The following is a 20,996-nucleotide window of genomic DNA, read 5'->3' as shown; positions in this document are numbered from 1 at the left end:
TTTTTGCCTGGGAGCCTTCTTCTGCTGGGATTTCGCCGCCAACAATGGCGAATTCACCGCTAGGCTTGGCATGCAAGTTGCCAACCTGATGCAGAAGTCAGGGATTTGACGCCGGCCACGGACGTGATCTAACCGCTAGGCCGAACCTCCTCCAAACCAGCGGATGAATTCGACTTCCTTGCCGGTGACATCCCTCACCGTCTTCAACAGCGCTTCATGCAGGATCCGCGTGGCCCGGTAGTGGTCGCAATGCGGCGATATGAACGGCTTCACGATGCTCTTGTGCAGCGCTTCCGCTGCCACCAGGAAGCACTCGATTTCAGCCTGTGATAACTGCTTGGAAGGTTTGGTTCTGGCCATTGGCGATCTCCTGTTTGAGGGGTTCGCCGCAACGAGGAATATATTCCTCCACATGGGCCGCCTCTCGCAAGCGGAACAAACAGGGGATTCACAGATTCCGGGTTTCGATCTAGAATCCGCCCATGGACACGATCTTTGACGATCTCTCACAAGCCCTCAGAGCGCCCCGTGTGGACGCTTGGAGCCCTGTCCGCACCATTGCCCTGGACTTTGCCGGCAAGCTGCTCATGGGCGTTGCTATCGGCCTAGGCGTTGGCATTGGAATGGCGATCGCTGGTTAAAGCTGACGATCGATTGCGAATCGCCCCTGGCCTCGGCGCGACGTGCCGAAAAGAAAAACGCCCGAACCATTTGAGGCCGGGCGCGCTTGTCAGAATTGATTCTGTCTATTTCGAGGGCTTATCTCGGACGCACGAGCTTAGGCCGCCCACGAAGCAGCGCCCGGGCTTCCTCATGCATCTCACGCGTGACGCGCTCGTAGGATTTTCTTTCCGAGGTCGACATAACCTGAACATCCGAGGATCGCTCGGCCTTCTGCGTCAGTGAGACACTCGTACGAAAATCCGAGATTTTTGTGGCAAAAACTTCCAAGATCGTTCCCATAGAAACGCTCCAAGTCTGCCCGAGTATCATCGCCCAACCTAATTCTTCTAGGACGACCATCGCCCAATGCGATAGCGCTCATAGCTATAACTCGGCCACCTTTACGCTCTATGAACGAACGAAGGTCGGCCAAGGTTCCGCCCGTAGTTATGACGTCATCCACTATTACATACGAGGCGGACTTGTCAATTTCGCCGTAAAAATTGCAACGGTTGGCTATCCTCCTCCAGTTTGGTGAAAGATCGCGCGACACCGTTTTTTGCTGGAAAACCTCCGTGTCGACATCCCAATCGAGTTCATGAGACAACCATTGAGCGTAGCCGATGGCCAAAGCATTGTTGGAATCACCTGGCTGGCAGGACGGCGCGATTATTTTCGGCTTTCCGCCTTGCCCCTCGACATAATCGGCCAGCGAAAGGACGCTTTCGAGGTTGTGAAGATCGTCAACGATGGCAATTGCGGCTTCAACGTTCCTTTGGCCCTTAGCGGCATCGTAGAGAGGATGCGACTTGAGAGTGGCAACCCTCTTATCCGCGCTGGCCCAAGGCACGTTAACAAATGCATCCGGGAAACTATTTGGCCAAGGAACGCGCGTCATGACACCGACTCAGAAGAACCGGCCCATATAAACGATTCGTGACGTGCATTGCTACGATTCGACGCGGGCTACATTGAGCTTCGGCCATATGCTGACCCGGGGCGCTACAGCACTTGTTGTCGACTGTAACGCGGCCCGCTGTGGCGAAGCGTGAAGGCGAGCCAGGCGGTCATCAGCCTACGATCAGATAGAGCGTTGCCGGCTCGGGAGGCGACAGAGCGTCGTATTCGGCCTGGCTCATCACCCGTGCGCGCTCGAAAGCTGAGTCCACCGCGGGGAAATCGGCAGGCGTAATGTCATAACTGACGTGGCTGGACGGGGTGCACCGTAGCATGTGTCTTGTCCAGACCGGGAACGGGCCGACCGTCGCATCGGCGGTAAACGTCGTTATCGTCCCGGATGATGGATCGCCCGGATTGTTGCCAAGGCGCTCGATAGAGCCGGCGCCGCCCGTGATGGAAATCACGTTATAGGCTGGGAGGCTGACGACCTCATTGCCGCCGATGGGTAGCGTTTTCATGCCTTCACCTCTTTCGTTGCGTTGCGCATCAGGCCTGCCCCTTCGGTTCAACCTTGGCGAAGGTCGCGGCTAGGTGCCGCTCGCCCATCTCGTCGCTTGATCCGGCGAATTCGATAAAGAACTGCCGCACCATCTCGTTCGGTAGAGCGAACCGGTGAATTGAGCCGTCCGGCCTGTGAAACTGAAAGGCCAGATAGGCGCCGTCTTCGGATGTTCCGAGCCAATAGCGATCGAACGCCACTTCCTCGCAGCTTCCGAATTGCGCCTTGAAGGCCCTGCGGTTCTGCTCGACCATCGGCACCAACTCGGGTGGCGGCTTCCACCATTTCTCTATCTCATCGACCATTGACTGCCCTCGCCATGTCGCGGCCGATAGCGGCAAATTGCGAGCGTACGGCGGCCAGGCTGTCCTTGCTCACATTGCCATTGGGAGCATCGATGCGAACATGGAATGTCTGGGTGATGGTCCCTCCATTGCCTGCCGAGCCCGTGCCAGTCGATCCGGGCCTGACGTCGGCGAACTGATCCGGCCGCGCGATGATCACCTTCTCGTTCGGGTTCTTGAAGAACTCGACCTTCTGGGTGTCTCCGCCCCCGCCACCGCTCATGATGCCGCCGGTGTCAAAGCCATAGACGACACGATGCGCGATCTGTTCCGGTGTGGCGCCGAGACCGTTGGAGTTGTAGCCAACCTGGCCACCGCCCACGATGCCGGCTGCATTGAAGTTGGACTTCCAGGTGGCTAGGACCTGCATGTATTGGGCACGGAGTTGATCAGCCTGACTGCTGCTGGCCGACGAAGAGCCGCCAGAAGACGAACCCGACGAAAGCCCGGAACTGCCGGCCGTGCTCGTCTTGATCTCATCGAGGATCTGCGACGTCTTCCTCGTGTTCGCCTCGATGTTCATCTGAAGCGTCCACATGCGGTTTGTGTCGGCGGTGGCAACTTGACCGGTGAAGGCCGATTGCGAATTGGCCAGCGCCATCGACTGAGCGTTGGGAATGACCGTGCCAGCGCTGGTGGGCATTACCAGTTCGGGGCCATGCTCGCCCACCCAATAGGGCATATTGGCCGAGATCCGGCCACCAGCAGCGCGTGCCGGGTATAGCGAATTGACATAGGCAAGCCTGGCAGGGTCTTGATAGGTCGTCGGCTGGGCGTAGCCCCACGAGTTCGTCGACGTGTTGAAGATCGGCGTCTGGGAAACCGGGGTGGTGCTGCTGAACCGCGCAACGTTGACGTTGCTGGAGCCGCCAGAGACACCATAGCTGGAGCCATAGCCCGAGGCTTCGCTGCCGCCATAGTAGGACGGCAGCGAATAGGCCTTTTGCGTCATGTTGCTGTCAGCGCCGTAGCGGGTGACGCCGATGCCGCCAGTCGTGCCGACGTCATAAATCGACTTTGTGCCGCTGCCGACTTGCTGGGTCACGACAGTGATATTAACGGTCTTGTCCTTGATTGCCTGAATGGCGGCGTTGAGCTGATGGGCCGCGCCCGTATCGGCGACCAACTCCTGGTTTGTACGCACCAATGAGTCGACGAAGGCGTTTACCTTATCAACCGGGAATCCATCCTTGGTGAGCGTCTGGCGCACCATGTCTAGCCCCTGATAGACGGCGTTGACGCTGGTGTTGCCCGAGGCCATAGCGGCAAACAGCTTGTTTACGGTCGTAGTGGCGTTGGCGATCTCGGCGTTTGCATCTTTGATGCCGGCAACATCGCCGAAGAATGCCTTGATGTTGTCCGCGCCGGCAGACGTCTCGATTGCCTGCTTCAGCACGTCGACCCGTTCAGTCGTGCTGCGGAACTGAGCCTCAAGTTGCACCATTCCAGCCAATTGGTTCTGGCGCGCGTTCTGTACAGCCGCGTCGACCTGTTCGAACATGCCGAGCGTGGTCTGAAGCTGGCCAGAAAGCTGGCTTCCGAACTGACCGGCTAGAGACCGGGTAACACCGAAGCCACCGCTGCCGCCGGAGTTCATGGTGCCGAACAGTTTGGCGATGGTCGCGTCTGCGCTGCTCGCACTGGCGCCAACATCCTTGAAGCCGGAAGAGATCTCGAACAGCGTATGCTGCGCTTTCGCGTCATCCTTGATGATCGTGGCGATAGCAGTGTCGACGGGGATTGACCGCTCCAGATCCGCGGCCTTTTTCGCGGCATCCTCCAGCGATCTGGCGAAGGCGTGGGCCTCGGCGCTTAGCTTAGGATCGAGTTCAAGTCTTCCGAGTTCGGAATAGAGGGCTTGGGCGCTGATCGTGCCGTCATGCACGCGGCCAGAGAGGGCTTCGAACGCTTCCGAGCCTGCCTTGCCGGTCAACGCGTATTCACCGCCAAGCGCGTGCAGGTCGATACGAAGCGTGTCCAGTTCCGCCGAGAGCGTCTTCCGCGACTCTGCTATCTGATTGGCCAGGTCGGCCGCTGCAATGGACTTCGGAATCTGGTTGGCTTGCTCTTCATACTGCTTGGCCGCTACCGCTGCCTCGGGGTAGGCCTTGGCAATGTCATCGATCAGTTTTTTGTTGTTCTCCAGGACCGTATTGACGTCCAGAACGCTACCTTTGATGCCGCCCAAAGCCTTGATAGCCACCTCCGAACCGATGGAGATGGCCAGGAAGCCGAGCGTGAAAGGATTGAAGACAGCCGAAGCCAGGCCGCCGAGCGCCGTCAGCCCGTTCCTAAGGGTCAAGACTCCGGCGCCGGTGCTGACCAGGCGCTCGTTCAGCACGATCAAGCTGCCCGGAATGCGGCTAAAATTGCCTCTGGCAATCTCCGCGCCCAATACGGAAAATTCTCGGGTGACGCCAGCACCAAGGCCGGCTGCCTTCGTTTCAGCAACGCCAAGTTCGGCCATGCCAACCGCTGCCACTTTGCTCGATACGGCAACCTCTTCATTGGCCACGGCCAGGCCTAGCATTTGAGGGGTGATCTTGCCCAAATTGCCGCCAGTGGCCTCAAGTGCAGCAGCGAAATCCTTGGCCGCTATCGTACCGGTGGTTAGTGCCGCAGCGCCGCCGGCAGAGCCACCAATGCTCGCCATTTCGGCATTGACCAGCTTGGTTGCTGCGGCGACCTCAGCAAGAGCCGCCGTGGTGGTTTTGGTGGACGCGGCAACCTTGGCAAGCGCCACCCCGGCAGAGCTGCCCGAGGTAGTCAATTTTGCCAGGAGAGCATTGGTTTGTTCGACCCCGGCCGCGATCTTGGCCAGGCCTTCCGAGACGCCAGCACCGTTCAGCTTTGCCGAGATCTGCGCATCGAATGTGGCCGCCATCTGGTGCGCCTTGGCAAGCGCGGCTTCGAACGGTGCGATGTTGCCGCTGATCTGGACTGTGACGTTGCCGGCGATCTCGGTCATGTCGGTGATCCCTTCTTATGCCGCTGCGGCCAGACGCGCGCCGGGATTGTCGGCAAGGTATTCATCCTTGTTGGCGTAGAATTTCCCGAGGGCGATCTCGTCAGCGGTAGCCGCTGGGTAAGTGCTGCCGGGGACGACCTTGACGACCCGGTCGCCCTCCTTCACCAGCCATGGCGTGATGACGGCCTTTTTCTCGAAACGGTCGAATGCACGCTCGTCGAGGCCCGTGGCGGCCCTGATATCGTTACGCGCAACGAGCATTGCCGCCTGCGCGGCTTCGGCGGTTTCCTCCGCCTCTCGAATCTCTGCGACCCGATCGCCGAAGCGGCGCTCAACGGCCTGGTCGCGAAGCTGCCCGAACTTGTCATCCGACAAACCGGACAGAACACCCGGAGCCGAAAGGACCGCATCCACGATCCGCTCGTCCACCGTACCCATCAGGAACGACATGCGCTCATTGGGGCTCATTGCCCTGACCATGGCGCGAATTTCTTGCCTCTCAAGCGCAGCAGCAATGTTGCTCGGATCCGGCGCTGGGATCGAAATCGCCGCCCTAGCTGTCTTGGCATCAGCAAAGGCTTTGGCAATCGGTGCGAATGCCACCTTCAGACCCGGAAGATAGGTCTTGGCGGCCTCTTCCATCAGGACCTTTTCACGCCCGACCTTTGTAAAGCTCGGATCTCCATTGATGGAAGCGGCGCGTTGGCCAAACCTATGGGCCACATCAAGGCAAAGGGTCGCCGCCTGGCGAAGAGCATCGTTGTTGATGCGAGATACAATCTGCTGGGTGCGAATGTTCATGACCGGCCTCTCAGGCTTTCACGCTGTTGATCAGTTCATTGCCGCGCGCACGGCTGGCTTCCTGCCAGTTCTGCCCAGCATTCGGGGCGAACTGCCCATGACGTAGCGGCCACGGGATCGAATCGGGGATTCCGAAGAACGAGCGAACAGGCGTCGGGCCAACGGGCACGTTCCTGTTATCAAGGGCCATGTCGTGGCCGGCCAGGTCGATGAAAGCTGCCTGCAATTCCGTAAGCGCCGCTGCGTAGCGGGTGCCGGCTGCTGCGTGGCTGTCGAGCAATTCGGATGGTTTCATTGTCATGATCTTTCCATCAGTAGACAGTTTGGAACACGCCGGAATAAGCGATGGGCGCTTGCCGGCCGGGGTTAAGCATCTCGACGACCCCGGCGACGCTGTTCGCCAGATCATCGTGACCGCCTGGGCCGTGATCGATCGACTCGCGGCCACCGCGCGCAACGCGACGTTCCAAGCCGACGATTTGATTGATCAGCTTGTCGTCATCGAGCAGATCGACGCTGCCGCTGTTCAGGAGTGGCAGAAGATCCCGGTACAAATCCGAGCGGGGCTTGTCGGCTACGCGATACGTGATCCCATGTTTGCGGAACTGTTCGCGCGGCCACTCGCCGGCATATCGATCGCCCGTAACTGACGAGATGCCATAGTTCTGCAACAAGGCTGCAAAGTCCGCCACGACAGATTCCGGCGAGAATGGCGGCTTGCGCTCCCGAGTGGCATCAAGCACGGCCTTGCCGTCTGCCCGATGTCCTATGGCCAGCGTCATCGAGTCGTTGCTGCCGCCTGATGGGTCGACAAAGGCTTTGTACATCATGCCTGCCGGTGCACGCTCCGTGACGTTCAAGCTGACGCAAGCCTCAACCACTTCGCGGGTGACAAAGGCCTCGATGTCAGACCGCCACTCTGCAAGCCATTCCGCCGAAGCTGCTGCGTGATCGCGCTCAAGAGCAGCATCGACCACCGACTGCCGAACGGTAGGGTTCATTTCCCTGGTTGTGGCCTTCCAAACAAGCGGTGCTCCGTCCTTGCCCCAATGCCGCCTGTAGGCGTCCCACAGGGCACCACGCCGCGCATAGGGTGACGAGGCACAAAGCAACATCGAAGTGTGGATCGTGGCCATGCCGGGCCGTATGGCATCGAGGATGGCAAAGTCGGGCTCTGCCGCGTCGTCGGTCCTCCAAAATGCGATTTCATCACACAAGACAGCCGCATAACTGTAACCCCGCGTACTTCTAAAGCTTGCGGTCCCGACTTCGATGGTGACCGAATTGGTCAGGTCGAAAGAGTCCGCCGTTTCCCGATCGATCAGCAGCGCTAGGCTGGGGATGCCGGTCAACATCGCCTTGATGTAGCGGATGATCGTCCGCGCTTGTCTGCGATCAGCAGCAATCACCAACACCGTCGCTTTCTCGCCTGGTGCGAGGTATTGGCGATAGTCGAAGAAGCAGGCCAGGAATACCGCCACGAGGGCCATGACGAACGACTTGCCCCCACGGCGCCCAACGATGAGCCATGCCTCGCTGCCGGCCTCCGTAGGGGCCTCTGTGCGTCCTGTATGATGCTTGAACGTTGCAAGCTGGTCTTCCGACATAGGCAGGCCAAAGAAGGCCGCGAGGAAGGCGAACCACGACGCGTAGTTGTCTCGGTTTTTGAACCACCGGCTGAACAGCAGCGGGCTTTCACATGCCTGGAGGATGTTCATGCGGCATGGCCCGCAATGATGTCGGCGAGCGACGGCGTAATGTCCCGTGCTCGGCGTTCCAAGCCGATGTCGGCAAGCAGGCGACGTAATGCATTGGTGGCCGTGGTGAACTCGCTAATATCGATGTCGCCGCCATTGGCCATCGATGCTTCAGCCTCCTCGCACCAGATAGCGAGGGTTGTGCTACGCTTGGCAATGATGCTCTTGGCCTCGGACGGATCGCCGCCCATGTCGCTCACGAGTTGGCCGTAAATCTCCCTGTAGCGACGCATTATGGACGATCGCCCATTGACGCCGGGCAACAGATCCTTGCCGTTGCCGATGCGAGAGCGGCCTTGAGGTTTTGCGATTGAGGCGGTCTTTGCCAATGGTGAAGCTCCAATTGTTGCCCGAGCGTTGCCCGAAGCAAATCAACTGCCAAAATGATGGCAGCAAAACACAATGTTTACAATAGCTTGATACATGCTGACCAACCGGTAACAAGCCGGTTTAGACACTCGCAGCGGGCTTTAGCGACGTATAAGCATGCGCAAAAAAATGTTGTGCGGGCCTCGATGTCTTTGGGGGGGTGTCTTTGGGGATGTCTTTGGGGCTGCTTTGTCTGGGGCTATGAAACGTCCCGTATCGAAAGGCCTTTGTTTCCTTCCTTCCTCAAAAGCCCCGTCTGTCTTTTGGATCTGGTTCTGATCTCTGGTTCTGAATCTGTTTTGCTTCTGCTTCTGCTTGTATCGACACCCTTCGCATAGGCTATCGAGAGGCTACGGAGGGGTTGCCCACGAACTCAGCCCCCCATTCCGTTTCAAGGAATTCCGCCTCGGCTTTCTCGGACACTTTGCGGCTGTCCAGTTTGTAGATGTTGCTGGCGACGCCGGCGGCGTGCTTGGCATTGGTCGGCGGCGAAGTCTGAAACCATCGGCACACATAGATCTCGTTCGTTTCCTCGTCGTGGCTGACGAGATCAGCGACAGACAGGGCATCGAGACAGGATTCGTAGTGTTCCCTGGTCCAGCCGAGATCAGCAACCGCATAGGCTGGCGGGACCATGCTACAGCCCGCACTCGTCTGGTGCGGGCCGGTGCTGAAATAAAACCACAGCAACCTCTGGTCGTTTGTGAGGCCCAGGAAACGCCTTGAGCGCCATACAGTTGGCCCGACCTTATGGAATGGGCGGGAAGCCTTAGCCATTGGTGGCCTCGCACTTCAGTCGACGGTGCTCCGCTACATGATGTTTCCTGCAAAGGAACGCTCCGAGAAGCGGCTGATCGTAATGTTGCGGGTGGTGGTGAAAGTCCGCGGGCTCGGCGCCGCATACCTGGCAGGGCTTGCGATCCACCAAGCCTTTGCGCAGGGCAGCTTCGAAGCACCGATGCGCCCACACCGCGAGCGGGTTTGCCGCTGCCCACCGCGCTTGCGGGGTCATGCCGGAAAGGATAGAAGTGCGCGTGGAATTTTCTTTGCCGCCGTTCCCGATGCCACTCGGGGCGGCGGTTTCATTTTCTGGGTTAAGCATCGGCGAGCCCCTTGATCCGGGCGCTCTCGCGCATTGCAGTAACGGCCTCCATGGGCGTCAGGCCGAACCTTCGGCGCAGGAACGGCACCAGCGGGCGCTCTGCCTTCCACCAGTTGACAGCGAGCCATACGGCGGCCTCGTCTACCTTGGCGGTCATCTCGTGATCGACGCCGCTATTCATGCCGCCACCTCGTCACGCTTATCGACGCGGGCCTTTATCCAGGCGTCGATTTCGGATTCGAGGAAGGCGCGGCGGCGAGGAGAGAGAAAGACCGGCTTCGGAAAGCGATCGTCCTTGATCAACTTGTCCAAATAGCTGGTGCTGTAGGTGATACCCTTCTCGGGCAGATTTTCGAGGGGGATGAGTGGCATGGGCTTTAGAGCCTCCTAGGTGTCTATTCACGCCTAAGAGGTTGCCAGCGAGGCCGGCGGATTAATTGCCGGCAGTTTTCGAAATTTGGCGGAAGCCAAGGCCGCCGCCGCGAAGCTGTTTGTCTATGCTCTCAAATTCGTAATATAGCCGAGAGCACTTCGTCTTCCCGACATTGAACTCCCTACCGACACGCTCAAACAAACCGTCGTCCAGCGGGGCTTTTTCCGACTCCCGGATCTGGTTCACCCGATCGAATATCTGAGATCGACGATTGGATTGCCGCGCCTTGCTCAGATGAATGCCTTTCGGATAGGGAGCGCCGAAGGCATCGTCCAGCGAACCCACCTCAGCCGTTTTTACCTTCAGATAAGCGGAAACAAATGCCTGCCGCGCCCACAACGGAAGCGGTTTGTCCCACATGCTGCACCAGTAAATGACTTCCAGGAGAAACCGCTGTTCACCCGCCTCAAATTGTTGGCGTCCGTACTCTTCGAACTCTTTCCACGCCTCTGGCGTGCTTAAAGCGGCCTCGATACGGGAAGTGTATTCCTGAATGCGTTGGGCTGCTTCGGGCGAAATTGGCTTAATCATGCTGAGGCCCTCCCGGCCATCGCAACCACATTGCTAGCCTTCTCTTCGCCGACGATGCTTGCCAGAGCGCCCTCCCAGCGCGTCAGGGCGTCCCGCTTCACCTTCAGGCGGTCGGACTGGTTGTACGTCCTGACAAGCGCCGTAGGCACATGCCCTATGACGGCCTCGGCCACTTCGTCCATAACGTCGAGTTCGGAAAGTCTCGTGCGCACCGTGCGGCGAATGTCGTGATTGACCCATGCCGGCACCGTGGCCTCGGGATTGTCTTCCCGCAGTGCCGCAAGCATGGCGGCATCGATCCGCATCTTGACCTTGTGCCCGATCGTCACCGGCCCCTGCCCGTCCAGCGAGCAAAGCCAGTCGCATTTCTTGAAGCGCGGCAACTTGCCAATGATCTCGATTGCGTCATCAGTGAGCGGAACGACATGATCGCGGCCGGACTTGAAGCGAGCCGCCGGCACGGTCAAGGTTTTGCGGTCGAGATCGATTTCAGACCATGAAGCCTGTGCGATGTCGTTCAGCCGCTGGCCGGTGAGCAACAATAGGCGATAGACGGCGCTGTAAACATCGCCTGCGGCGGTTGCCGTCCAGAGTGCCGCGATCTCGGCATCCGACAGAACGCGGTCCCGCGATGTTTTTTCGCCGATCATGGTGCGCACCTTCTTTGCCCGGAAGGGCGAGGCGGAAATAAGTTCGTCATCAACGCACCAGTTGAAGAACGTCCCGATCTTCTGCGCCATGTTCAGGGCCTGGCGGGTCGCTCCGCGCTTGTTGATCTTCTCAAGCACCGCCATCACGTCGGCGCTCTGAATGTCTCCCACCGCCCTCCCTCGCCATGCTGGCAGGCATTCGCGCTTGAAGTCGTTCCGGTCTTCCTCAACCTTGCGGATGCCGTCACGGCGGCGAGCGGCGATGTATCGGGCCAAGACGCGCTCGAACTGCTTCTTACGGCGCTCGGACGCACCATTCTCCCGCTCACGCCGCGCAGCTTCGGCAAGACGCTTTTCCTCAGCGTCTTTTTCTTTGGGGTCTATCCCCCTGTCTATGAGCGCCGCCCACTCCCTCGCCTTTGTGCGCGCCGCGTCGAGCGACATGATGTCGTATTCACCCAATGCCCGGCGTGCCGGCTGCGCTGCCCCACCGAAGCGGGCCACGTATATAAAGCTGACCTGTCCTGCCTTCATTTTTGAGCCATTGAGCGGCGCCTTGTCGGTGACGCGGACGCCCATGTTCGGCACCTGGGCATCCATGATCACATAGCGCTGGCCAGAGGCGGCCGGCTTCAAAGCCTTCAGGCGGTTGTCTGTCAGGTTCTCGCGGGGCATAAAGGCTCTCCGGGGCAACGTCGGGGCAACAGGTTTCGACTGCTGCCTATGTTGCCCTAGAATGGCCTAAAGTGCAATGTCAAAATCAGAACGCCTTGTACGGCAAGGGTTAAACGTGAAACGGACCAACCGGTAAAGGGGCCTATGAGGGGATGCTAAATGCGGCTGTTAACCGGTTGGTCGCTGGTTCGAATCCGGCCCGGGGAGCCAATATTTCCAAACGCTTTGTAACGTGATGGGCCTGCGGCCCATTGCCCGAACGGCCAGCCGCTTCAGGCAGCCTGCGGGTCGTATTGGAACTCGTTTCTCGTCAGCGCCCTTCCGGCGCGTTCAGGATTTGGGCAAAAGTCTCCATTCCGCACGTGCGATACCATCCGATGGAGCGCCCTTACGCGATACCGACAATGCTTTGCGCATGGTCATGGAGTTGTTGGGCGGCTCGCCGGTATTCGATCGCGTCACCGCTGCAGACAACCAGGAACTGCGCCGCGAACTCGTGCGTATTTGCAGCCGGGATGGCGAGCATGGCCTTCACGATCTCCGACATGTCTTGATAAACGCGTTTCAGATCGCGGTCGGAAATGTCGAGGGAGATCGAATTCATCAGGGCCTCCCAGCGTCGAAAACCCGCCAGAACGGGACTTTCGTTCGAGTTTGCGGCAAGAATCTTTTCCGCGGCAGCGGCTCCCATCGGCGCAAAGGAGACCGTCGTGCCCACCACCGTGCGTCTGGTCATTCCATCAAACATCATGTCCGAGTTCCTACGACTGAGGGCAATTCTGTAGGGCCGGCGATCCGGTGGCGCATTGTCTTGCGTCAAATTTCTGCAACGTCGAAAGCCGGCATTGCCTCCGGACTATGACGGATAAGCCGACCGAACTCGGTCGCTCGCTGGCCGAAAACCATCGAACGCCCGCCGCCTGGCCGCGCGATCGCCGCCATGAAGATGATCCGAACCTGCTCGAAGCGGAGCAGCTGGAGCATGAGGGAGGACTTCGGCCGGTGGATTGATGGAGCCATTCATCGCAATGTCGCGCGCCGCTTGCGCTTGGATATCCGCCGCGCGATAGATGCGTCGGTTCAGGGAGGACTCATGCGCAAAATCCTGGTTTCGGTTCTGCTGGCCGCGGCAGCACTCTACGCGAATTGCGCTCTGGCCCTCGACAGCGGCAGCACGCCTGTCGTCGTCACCCCGCTCGCATCGCGCACCACCACCGCCTCCGGCCAGCCGATCACGCTGCCGCAGAAGAACGTGCAGGTTCTGGTGTCGACCTTTGACATAGCGGTGGGCGCGACCTTGCCGGTGCACCGACACCCCTTCCCGCGCTACGCCTATGTCGAGGCCGGAACGCTGAAGGTCACCAATGTCGAGACCGGCAACAGCAACACCTACAAAACGGGCGATTTCATCATCGAGATGATCGGGCAGTGGCATCAGGCGACCAATATCGGCGATGGCCCGGTCAAGCTCCTGGTCATCGACCAGGTCGAGGAAGGCGCGAAGAACACGGAATTGCGCCAGTAGCCGCCAGGCGCCACGCTGATGCGCCGAAAGGCGAGAGGCAATACGCCGCCCGCCTTCCCGCGCCGCAGCGGATAGCCGTCCTGTCCCAGGCGCTGGACCAGCGCTCAGCCCCAGGTGCCGACCATCTGCCGTGTCGTCGCGTTCAGCCGGTTGAAGGCGTTGATCAGGGCGATCTGGACAACCAGCGCGGCCAGCGCCTTTTCATCATAGTGCCGGGCAGCTTCGTCCCAGACATCATCCGGCACGGCGTCCGGCCGGTCGGCGAGCCTCGTGCCGGCCTCGGCCAGCGCCAGGGCGGCACGTTCGGCTTCGGTGAAGTAAGGCGTCTCGCGCCATGCGGCGAGTGCAAAGATGCGCTCGTCTTTCTCGCCGGCCTTCTTGAGTTCGCGCGCATGCATGTCGACGCAGACGGCGCAGTTGTTGATCTGGCTCGCCCGCAGATGAACGAGCTTGCGCGTCAGATAGGGCACGTCGGCGGCGTCGGTCGACTTGTCCAGCGCCATCAGCGCCTGCAGGGCGCCTGGGATGAGCATCACGGGATTCTTGAGCCTGGCTTGCATGGTCTTCTCCTTTTGAAGCGTTTCGTCAGGACGTGTTTTGCCGAGCCCGGAAGCGGTGCTTCCGGATTTCAGCAGATGGAATTTCGGCTGCCGCCTCACTGCCGACGGCAAATCCATAACCGCTCAGCTATGAATTACTCATAACCCTGCAGTTATAAGACTGTCAAGCCGGGAAATGTCGCCTGGTCCACATGGCGGTGTGCCGCTCACGCTTTCGCGCCGGCCGCCCGGGTGCTAGGGCTTTGCGCAACATCATGAAATGGATCGCCCCTTGACCTCGCAAACCCGCCTGCCCCTCATCGAAATCTGTGTCGAAGGCATCGATGGCCTGCTCGCCGCGCAGGCTGCCGGCGCTGACCGGGTGGAACTCTGCGCCAGCCTGGTCGAGGGCGGCATCACGCCGAGCCTCGGCACGGTGCGCGCGGCGCTGGACCAGGCAACCGTGCCGTTCCATGTCATGGTGCGGCCGCGCGGCGGCGACTTTCTCTACAGCGAGACCGAATACCGCTCGATGCTCGCCGACGTCGCGGCACTGCGCGATCTCGGCGTGCCGGGCTTGGTGTTCGGTTGCCTGAACGCCGACGGCACCATCGACGAGAAGCGCATGGGCGAACTGACGGAAGCCGCCGGCTCCCTGAACGTCACCTGCCACCGCGCCTTCGACATGACACGCGATCCAACGCAAGCGCTGGAAGCGCTGATCCGCTGCAAGGTCGGTCGCGTGCTGACCAGCGGCCAGCGCGACACCGCCATCGAAGGCTTGCCCTTGCTGGCCGATCTGGTGCGGCAGGCCGACGACCGCATCATCATCCTCGGCTGCGGCGGGCTCGATCTCGGCAATATAGCCGAGGTGCGCCAAAAGACCGGGCTGGCCGAAATGCACTTCGCCGCGCTGAAGGATGTGCCGAGCGCCATGCACTACCGCAATCCCAAGGTCGGCATGGGCGGCTCCGATCTTGATCGCGAATACCGCAACACATTGACCGACACATCGCTGGTGGCGGCAACGATCGCGGCGGCCAAGGCATGAGCTCTCCGATAGATCGCATAGTGCAAGGCGACGAAGCGGACATACTGGCGCTCAACAACGAGCATGCCGCCGAACTGTCCTGGCTCGAAGCCGAACGGCTGTCGTTCCTGCTTGGCGAGGCGTTTTATGCGCGCCGCATCGGCGATCTCGAAGCCTTCATCATGACCTTCGACCAGGACGCCAACTACGACAGCCCGAATTTCCTCTGGTTTTGCGAGCGCTACGAACGCTTCGTCTATGTCGACCGCGTCGTCGTGGCGGCGCACGCAAGGGGCCGCGGCCATGCGCGCCGGCTCTATCAGGACCTGTTCGAACATGCAGGGCGCGCCGGCCACACGCTGGTCACCTGCGAGGTCAACACCGATCCGCCCAACCCCGCCTCGGACGCCTTCCACGCCGCGCTGGGCTTCACTGAGGTCGGCCACGCGGTGATCCATGGCGGCAAGAAAGCAGTGCGCTACTACGTCAAGCAGATCGTCGCCTGATTGCTGGCCGAATAAACAAGATCATCCTAATATAAGCGTTCCGCCAAATGGAGGAACCGCGATGCCAAGCAACGTCTTCCGCTTCGACGAAAGCTGGGACATTCCCGAGGGCACGCCGCAGCAAGTGTGGGATGTGCTCTCCGACGCCGAACTGCTGCCGCTGTGGTGGGGCGACGTCTACAAGGAAGTGGTGCCGCTCAACGGCAAGGGCAAGCGATCGGTCGGCTCACGGGCAAGGGCACGGGCGCGCGGCGCCCTGCCCTATGAGTTGAATTTCATCATCGAAGCCGCCGAACTCGAGCCCGGCCGGCTGGTCGTCGTGAAAACCTATGGCGATTTCGACGGGCTGTGGCGGGCTGAACTGTCGCCGTCGGGCAGCGGCACCCATGTCCAATTGACCTGGCAGGTCACGGTCGAGAGGCCGATCCTCAAATTCCTGGCGCCGCTGCTGCGGCCGGCTTTCGCATGGAATCACCGCTGGACGACGCCGCGCGGCGAAGCCGGCCTGCGGCGTTATCTCAGGCTCGCAACAACAGTGCCGCAGCGCGATGAGGCCTGAATCACCAATTGCGGTTCAGCCATTCACGCGCCGGCCGCTCGACAAGGTAGTAGCTGCACAGCGCGCAGGCAAAGACCGCGGCCAGCATCGGCCATGGGCTGATGCCTTGCTCATAGACGAATTTGTAGAAGGGCTGCTGCCACAGATAGAGCGAGTATGACCACAGGCCCAACGTCGCCATGGGCCAGGACGACAGCAAATTCGAAAAAATCGCGGTGCTGAAGTCGAGCGCATTGACGGACAGCGCCAGCAGCGGCACCGCCAGGAGATAGTGGATCGGCGTCGGGACAGGGTCCATGAACAGGATTACCGCGGCGGTCGCCGCCGCCAGAGCGACATAGGGCCCCTTCAACCAGGCCGGCAGCCGACCCTCGGCCTTGAGCAGGCAGATCGAAGCCGACAACAGGATCGAGGCGATGTGCACGTCGGTGCGCCAGTAAGTGGCCTCGTAGTCCAGCTTGAACACCCAGTACGACACCGCGCCATTGACCATGGCGAGCAGGGCCAGCGTCAGCAGCAAGGGGATGACGCGGTTGCGGCTGGAGACGAGCGCGCTGATCAAGGCCAGGATGATGTAGGCGTGCTCCTCGACACAGAGCGACCAGATATGGTCGAGCGCCCCGGCGCGGGTGACGAGAATTCCGGCGTAATTGTAGGTGAATGTCAGCGCCGTCAGCGCCGCCTTCCATTTGAAGGCGATGAACGTGCCGGACAGCGCGATCATGGCAATGACGACGAAGACCAGAAGTGCGGGGTAGATGCGCGAGAAACGGCGTTTGAAGAACTTCTTCAGCGGGTAGCGCTCGATGAACAGGATTTCGGCCATCAGCCGGCCGCTGAGCACGAAGAAGAATTCGACGCCCAGCACGCCAAGATTGATTCCGGGCACCGGGAAAAAATGACCGATCAGCACCAGTGCGATCGACAGGCCGCGCCAGCCATCGAGATAGGCCAGTCTTGTCCTGGCCGATCTGTCGAGTACGGATCGTGACGGAACCATCTGGGTCGCGGTAATTTCGGACATTCCGATCCCTTCGCATTGGCATGCGAAAGGGCACGGCGGTACACATCCGAACCCGGCTCGCATTCCCGCCCCGATCCATACTGCAGTGCAATATAAATTTGTGCAAGTGCGAGATTGTCACTGATGCAGCTCCCAGCGGACATCGACCCGGACGAAAAAGGGGCCGCGAAGGCCCCTTTCCTTGTCCACAACGGCTCGTAAACCGATGAACCGCGTCAGGCGTTGGCTGCAGCCACCGCGCGCTTGGCCATGACCGCGATCAGGTTGGCGCGGTAGTCGGCGGAGGCGTGGATGTCGCTCATCAGGTTCTTCGCCGGCACTTTCACGCCGGCGAGCGATGCGGCGTCGAAATTCTTCGCCAGCGCTGCCTCGATCTCCTTCGAGCGGAAGACGCCGTCGTCGCCGGCGCCGGTGACGGCGACGCTGACGCCGTCCTTGCCCTTGGCCACGAACACGCCGACGATCGCGTAGCGCGAGGCCGGGTTGCGGAATTTTTCGTACGCAGCCTTTGCCGGAGCCGTGAAGCTAACTGCCGTGATGATCTCGCCATCCTTCAAGGCCGTCTCGAACAGGCCCTTGAAGAACTTTTCGGCAGATATCTCGCGCTTGTTGGTGACGATGGTGGCGCCCAGGGCCAGAAGTGCGGCCGGATAGTCGGCCGCCGGATCGTTGTTGGCGATCGAACCGCCGATCGTGCCCTTGTAGCGCACCGCCGGATCACCGATCAGCGACGCCAGATGGGCAAGCGCCGGGCAGGCCTTGCGCAGCTTCTCGTCGTTGGAGACGTCGAAATGCGTGGTAGCCGCGCCGATGGTGACCATCTTTCCCGACACCTTGATGCCCTGCATCTCCTTGATGCGCGACAGATCGACGAGATCGGAAGGAGCCGCCAGTCGCGTCTTCATGGCGGGTATGAGCGTCATGCCGCCGGAGAGCAGCTTGGTATCGCCGCTTTTCGCGAGCTTGGCGGCATCCGCGACCGAGGCGGCACGGTGATAGTTGACCGAATACATGGTTGTTCCTCCTCAGTGCTTCGCGGCGCGGATCGCGGCCCACACGGTGGGCGGCGAGGCGGGCATGGCGATATCGGCGATGCCGATGGCATCGGTGATGGCGTTGATCACCGCCGGCGGCGAGCCGATGGCGCCGGCCTCGCCGCAGCCCTTGATCCCCAACGGATTGCCCGGGCATGGCGTGTTCGAGGTCGAGACCTTGAACGACGGCAGATCGCCCGCGCGCGGCATGGTGTAGTCCATGTAGCTCGCCGTCAGCAGCTGTCCGCTGGTATCGTAATAAGCGCCTTCCAGCAGCGCCTGGCCGATGCCTTGCGCTATGCCGCCATGCACCTGGCCCTCGACGATCATCGGATTGATGATGTTGCCGAAATCGTCGGCGGCCACGAACTGGACGATCTCGGTAGTTCCGGTCTCCGGATCGATCTCGACCTCGCAGATGTAGCAGCCCGCCGGGAAGGTGAAGTTCGACGGATCGTAGAAGGCCGTTTCCTTCAGCCCGGGCTCCATCCCTGCCGGCAGATTGTGGGCGGTGTAGGCGGCGAGCGCCACCTGGAACCACGGCACGTTCTTGTCGGTACCGGCGACCTTCAGCGCACCGTTCTCGATGACAATGTCGCCCTCATCGGCTTCGAGCAGGTGAGCGGCGATCTTCTTGGCCTTGGCCTCGACCTTGTCGAGCGCCTTTGATATCGCCGACATGCCGACCGCGCCCGAGCGCGAACCGTAGGTGCCCATGCCCATCTGCACCTTGTCGGTGTCGCCATGGACGATCGAAACCGAATCGATCGGCACGCCGAAACGCTGATTGACCAGCTGCGCGAAAGTCGTCTCGTGGCCCTGGCCATGGCTGTGCGAGCCGGTCAGCACCTCGATCGTGCCGACGGCGTTGACCCGCACTTCGGCCGATTCCCAAAGGCCGACGCCGGCGCCGAGCGAGCCGACCGCCGCCGACGGCGCGATGCCGCAGGCCTCGATGTAGCAGCTCATGCCGATGCCGCGCAGCAGGCCCTTCTTGGCGGCCGCCGTCTTGCGCTTGGCAAAGCCGGCATAGTCCGAAGCTTTCATGGCCGCATCGAGCGAGGCGCCATAGTCGCCGGCGTCATAGTTCATGATCACCGGTGTCTGGTGCGGGAAGGAGGTGATGAAGTTCTTGCGCCGCAGTTCAGCCGGGGAAACGCCGAGCTCGCGCGCCGCCGCTTCCATCGTGCGTTCCAGGAGATAGGTGGCCTCCGGCCGCCCTGCCCCGCGATAGGCATCGACAGGCGCGGTATTGGTGTAGACCGTGCGCACATTGGCGTGGATGGCCGCAATGTCGTACTGGCCCGACAGAAGCGTCGCATAGAGGTAGGTCGGCACGCAGGACGAAAACAGCGACATGTAGGCGCCGAGATTGGCGATCGTGTCGACCTTCAGCCCGGTGATCCTGTTGTTCTTGTCGAAAGCCATTTCCACCGTCGAGACATGGTCGCGGCCATGCGCGTCCGAGAGAAAGCTTTCGGTGCGGTCGGCGACCCATTTGACCGGCACGCCGGTTTTCTTGGAAGCCCAGAGGCAGACGATCTCTTCGGGATAGATGTAGATCTTGGAGCCGAAGCCGCCGCCGACGTCAGGCGCGATGACGCGCAATTTGTTTTCCGGCGCGACATTGTAGAAGGCGCTCATCACCAGCCGCGCGACATGGGGGTTCTGCGAGGTCGTCCAGCAGGTGTAATGGTCCTCGGCCTTGTCGTAATGGCCGAGCGCCGCGCGCGGTTCCATGGCGTTCGGCACCAGCCGGTTGTTGACGATCTTCATGCGGGTGACATGCGCCGCTGCCTTGATCGCCGCGTCGGTCGCCTTGGCGTCGCCGATCTCCCAGTCGAAGATCAGATTGTTCTCGGCCTCGGCATGGATCTGCGGCGCGCCCTTTTCGAGTGCCTTGGTGGCTTCGACGACGGCCTTCAATTCCTTGTAGGTGATCTCGACCGCCTCGGCCGCATCGCGGGCCTGGCCCTTGGTCTCGGCAACGACGACGACGACGGCGTCGCCGACATAGCGGACCTTGTCGACGGCCAGCGGCGACCAGGCGCCCATCTTCATCGGCGAGCCGTCCTTGGAATGGATCATCCAGCCGCAGATCAGGTTGCCGATGCCGTCGGCCTTGAGCTCCTTGCCGGTCAGCACGCCGATGACGCCGGGCATGGCTTGCGCCTTCTTCACGTCGATCTTCTTGATCTGCGCATGCGCGTGCGGGCTGCGCACGAAGGCCGCATGCTTCATGCCGGGAACCACCATGTCGTCGACATAGCGGCCGGCGCCGGTGATGAACCTTTTGTCTTCCTTGCGCGCGACCCGAGCGCCAACACCTTCAATGCCCATCAGAAATTCCTCCCGAATTTAGGGGAGTAGGTGAGTAGGGCAGTAAGGCAGTAGGGAAATTTTCTTCTGGTTCCCTACTGCCTTACTGCCCTACTGCCCTACTGCCTTGTTCATCTCACGCTGCTTGCTTGGCCTTGCCCTTGGTCCCCTTCGCCATCGTCTTCGATGCGGCGAGGATCGCCTTGACGATGTTGTGGTAGCCGGTGCAACGGCAGATGTTGCCTTCCAGCTCGGCCCGCACCGTCGCCTCGTCGAGGCCTTCGGGATGGCGGTTGATCATGTCGGTTGCCATCATGATCATGCCAGGCGTGCAGAAGCCGCATTGCAGGCCGTGATGTTCCTTGAAGGCGGCCTGCACGGGATGCAGGTCGGCGCCGTTGGCGAGACCTTCGATCGTTACAACGCTCGAGCCGGACGCCTGTACCGCGAGCATGGTGCAGGACTTCACCGCCTTGCCGTCGACATGGACGACGCAGGCCCCGCATTGCGAGGTGTCGCAGCCGACATGAGTGCCGGTCAGGCCGAGATTCTCGCGCAGGAAGTGAACCAGCAGCGTTCGGTCCTCGGCGGTCCCGCTGACCCGCTTGCCGTTCACCATCAACGAAACGTCCGACATGAATCCTCCCTGGGTATCAACCTTGGTCATCACGCTGCCGACGCGCCGCTGGCACTTCGGCCATGCGCTAT

Annotated in this window: 25 protein-coding genes; 5 read left to right on the top strand and 20 right to left on the bottom strand. The window is 60.8% G+C overall.

Features of this window, described 5'->3' with window-relative positions:
• Window positions 1-135: 135 nt before the first annotated feature.
• The 15 genes from JG746_RS18225 to JG746_RS18155 form a co-directional block, all read right to left on the bottom strand.
• On the bottom strand, window positions 136-360 hold the full coding sequence (locus JG746_RS18225; RefSeq protein ID WP_202354069.1) for a hypothetical protein: 225 nt from the start codon (window positions 358-360) through the stop codon (window positions 136-138).
• A gap of 460 nt (window positions 361-820) precedes the next feature.
• A complete protein-coding gene (locus JG746_RS18220) occupies window positions 821-1,561 on the bottom strand; it encodes a hypothetical protein (RefSeq protein ID WP_202354068.1) in 741 nt (246 codons plus the stop codon).
• 172 nt (window positions 1,562-1,733) lie between these two features.
• The gene (locus tag JG746_RS18215; RefSeq protein ID WP_202354067.1) at window positions 1,734-2,081 is read right to left on the bottom strand and encodes a phage upper tail fiber protein; all 348 of its coding nucleotides are present in this window, start codon (window positions 2,079-2,081) and stop codon (window positions 1,734-1,736) included.
• A 28-nt stretch (window positions 2,082-2,109) separates the two neighbouring features.
• Entirely contained in the window at window positions 2,110-2,376 is a 267-nt protein-coding gene (locus JG746_RS18210; protein ID WP_202354066.1) for a hypothetical protein, read from the bottom strand.
• A gap of 40 nt (window positions 2,377-2,416) precedes the next feature.
• The gene (locus JG746_RS18205; RefSeq protein WP_202354065.1) at window positions 2,417-5,434 is read right to left on the bottom strand and encodes a hypothetical protein; all 3,018 of its coding nucleotides are present in this window, start codon (window positions 5,432-5,434) and stop codon (window positions 2,417-2,419) included.
• A gap of 15 nt (window positions 5,435-5,449) precedes the next feature.
• Window positions 5,450-6,235 (bottom strand): hypothetical protein, encoded by a 786-nt coding sequence (locus tag JG746_RS18200; RefSeq protein WP_202354064.1) that lies wholly within the window; start codon window positions 6,233-6,235, stop codon window positions 5,450-5,452.
• A gap of 10 nt (window positions 6,236-6,245) precedes the next feature.
• Entirely contained in the window at window positions 6,246-6,530 is a 285-nt protein-coding gene (locus JG746_RS18195; RefSeq protein WP_202354063.1) for a hypothetical protein, read from the bottom strand.
• Between the two features lie 16 nt (window positions 6,531-6,546).
• Window positions 6,547-7,953: a hypothetical protein gene (locus JG746_RS18190; protein WP_244730318.1), complete on the bottom strand. Its 1,407-nt coding sequence runs from the start codon at window positions 7,951-7,953 to the stop codon at window positions 6,547-6,549.
• The gene (locus JG746_RS18185; protein WP_202354062.1) at window positions 7,950-8,321 is read right to left on the bottom strand and encodes a hypothetical protein; all 372 of its coding nucleotides are present in this window, start codon (window positions 8,319-8,321) and stop codon (window positions 7,950-7,952) included. The genes JG746_RS18190 and JG746_RS18185 overlap by 4 nt, the downstream gene beginning before the upstream one ends.
• Window positions 8,322-8,700: 379 nt before the next feature.
• Window positions 8,701-8,997 carry a hypothetical protein gene (locus JG746_RS18180; RefSeq protein ID WP_202354061.1) on the bottom strand — a complete coding sequence of 99 codons (297 nt, stop codon included), beginning with the start codon at window positions 8,995-8,997 and terminating at the stop codon, window positions 8,701-8,703.
• A gap of 458 nt (window positions 8,998-9,455) precedes the next feature.
• Window positions 9,456-9,644, bottom strand: a complete 189-nt coding sequence (locus tag JG746_RS18175) for a hypothetical protein (protein ID WP_202354060.1) — start codon at window positions 9,642-9,644, stop codon at window positions 9,456-9,458.
• Window positions 9,641-9,835, bottom strand: a complete 195-nt coding sequence (locus JG746_RS18170; protein WP_202354059.1) for a helix-turn-helix transcriptional regulator — start codon at window positions 9,833-9,835, stop codon at window positions 9,641-9,643. The genes JG746_RS18175 and JG746_RS18170 overlap by 4 nt, the downstream gene beginning before the upstream one ends.
• Before the next feature lie 61 nt (window positions 9,836-9,896).
• A complete protein-coding gene (locus tag JG746_RS18165) occupies window positions 9,897-10,427 on the bottom strand; it encodes a hypothetical protein (protein ID WP_202354058.1) in 531 nt (176 codons plus the stop codon).
• The gene (locus JG746_RS18160) at window positions 10,424-11,752 is read right to left on the bottom strand and encodes a tyrosine-type recombinase/integrase (RefSeq protein ID WP_202354057.1); all 1,329 of its coding nucleotides are present in this window, start codon (window positions 11,750-11,752) and stop codon (window positions 10,424-10,426) included. Before JG746_RS18160 ends, JG746_RS18165 begins: the two co-directional genes overlap by 4 nt.
• A gap of 388 nt (window positions 11,753-12,140) precedes the next feature.
• Entirely contained in the window at window positions 12,141-12,503 is a 363-nt protein-coding gene (locus tag JG746_RS18155) for a hypothetical protein (RefSeq protein WP_202354056.1), read from the bottom strand.
• Between the two features lie 107 nt (window positions 12,504-12,610).
• On the opposite strand from JG746_RS18155, the gene JG746_RS18150 reads away from it, so the two are divergent.
• Together JG746_RS18150 and JG746_RS18145 are read left to right on the top strand one after the other, a co-directional pair.
• Window positions 12,611-12,763 (top strand): hypothetical protein, encoded by a 153-nt coding sequence (locus tag JG746_RS18150; RefSeq protein WP_202354055.1) that lies wholly within the window; start codon window positions 12,611-12,613, stop codon window positions 12,761-12,763.
• Between the two features lie 82 nt (window positions 12,764-12,845).
• Entirely contained in the window at window positions 12,846-13,277 is a 432-nt protein-coding gene (locus JG746_RS18145) for a cupin domain-containing protein (protein ID WP_202354054.1), read from the top strand.
• A gap of 104 nt (window positions 13,278-13,381) precedes the next feature.
• Here the strand turns inward: JG746_RS18145 and JG746_RS18140 are convergent, their stop codons facing one another.
• Entirely contained in the window at window positions 13,382-13,837 is a 456-nt protein-coding gene (locus tag JG746_RS18140; RefSeq protein ID WP_202354053.1) for a carboxymuconolactone decarboxylase family protein, read from the bottom strand.
• 259 nt (window positions 13,838-14,096) lie between these two features.
• Between JG746_RS18140 and JG746_RS18135 the strand changes: the two genes are divergently transcribed.
• The 3 genes from JG746_RS18135 to JG746_RS18125 all read left to right on the top strand — a co-directional run bounded on the left by JG746_RS18135 (window position 14,097) and on the right by JG746_RS18125 (window position 15,911).
• On the top strand, window positions 14,097-14,867 hold the full coding sequence (locus tag JG746_RS18135; RefSeq protein WP_202354052.1) for a copper homeostasis protein CutC: 771 nt from the start codon (window positions 14,097-14,099) through the stop codon (window positions 14,865-14,867).
• A complete protein-coding gene (locus JG746_RS18130) occupies window positions 14,864-15,352 on the top strand; it encodes a GNAT family N-acetyltransferase (RefSeq protein ID WP_202354051.1) in 489 nt (162 codons plus the stop codon). The genes JG746_RS18135 and JG746_RS18130 overlap by 4 nt, the downstream gene beginning before the upstream one ends.
• A 61-nt stretch (window positions 15,353-15,413) precedes the next feature.
• The gene (locus tag JG746_RS18125) at window positions 15,414-15,911 is read left to right on the top strand and encodes an SRPBCC family protein (RefSeq protein WP_202354050.1); all 498 of its coding nucleotides are present in this window, start codon (window positions 15,414-15,416) and stop codon (window positions 15,909-15,911) included.
• A gap of 1 nt (window position 15,912) precedes the next feature.
• Here JG746_RS18125 and JG746_RS18120 read toward each other — a convergent pair whose 3' ends face one another.
• The 4 genes from JG746_RS18120 to JG746_RS18105 form a co-directional block, all read right to left on the bottom strand.
• On the bottom strand, window positions 15,913-16,935 hold the full coding sequence (locus JG746_RS18120) for an acyltransferase family protein (RefSeq protein WP_202354049.1): 1,023 nt from the start codon (window positions 16,933-16,935) through the stop codon (window positions 15,913-15,915).
• Window positions 16,936-17,150: 215 nt separating this feature from the next.
• Window positions 17,151-17,948 carry an FAD binding domain-containing protein gene (locus tag JG746_RS18115; RefSeq protein WP_202354048.1) on the bottom strand — a complete coding sequence of 266 codons (798 nt, stop codon included), beginning with the start codon at window positions 17,946-17,948 and terminating at the stop codon, window positions 17,151-17,153.
• A 12-nt stretch (window positions 17,949-17,960) separates the two neighbouring features.
• A complete protein-coding gene (locus tag JG746_RS18110) occupies window positions 17,961-20,309 on the bottom strand; it encodes a xanthine dehydrogenase family protein molybdopterin-binding subunit (RefSeq protein WP_202354047.1) in 2,349 nt (782 codons plus the stop codon).
• A 115-nt stretch (window positions 20,310-20,424) separates the two neighbouring features.
• Window positions 20,425-20,925 carry a (2Fe-2S)-binding protein gene (locus tag JG746_RS18105; RefSeq protein ID WP_202354046.1) on the bottom strand — a complete coding sequence of 167 codons (501 nt, stop codon included), beginning with the start codon at window positions 20,923-20,925 and terminating at the stop codon, window positions 20,425-20,427.
• Between the last annotated feature and the right edge of the window lie 71 nt (window positions 20,926-20,996).

Origin of the sequence: Mesorhizobium sp. 113-3-3 (assembly GCF_016756495.1) — a bacterium.
GTDB lineage: Bacteria > Pseudomonadota > Alphaproteobacteria > Rhizobiales > Rhizobiaceae > Mesorhizobium.
Note: the sequence above shows the minus strand (reverse complement) of the source record. Positions and strands in the feature narration are given on the sequence as shown.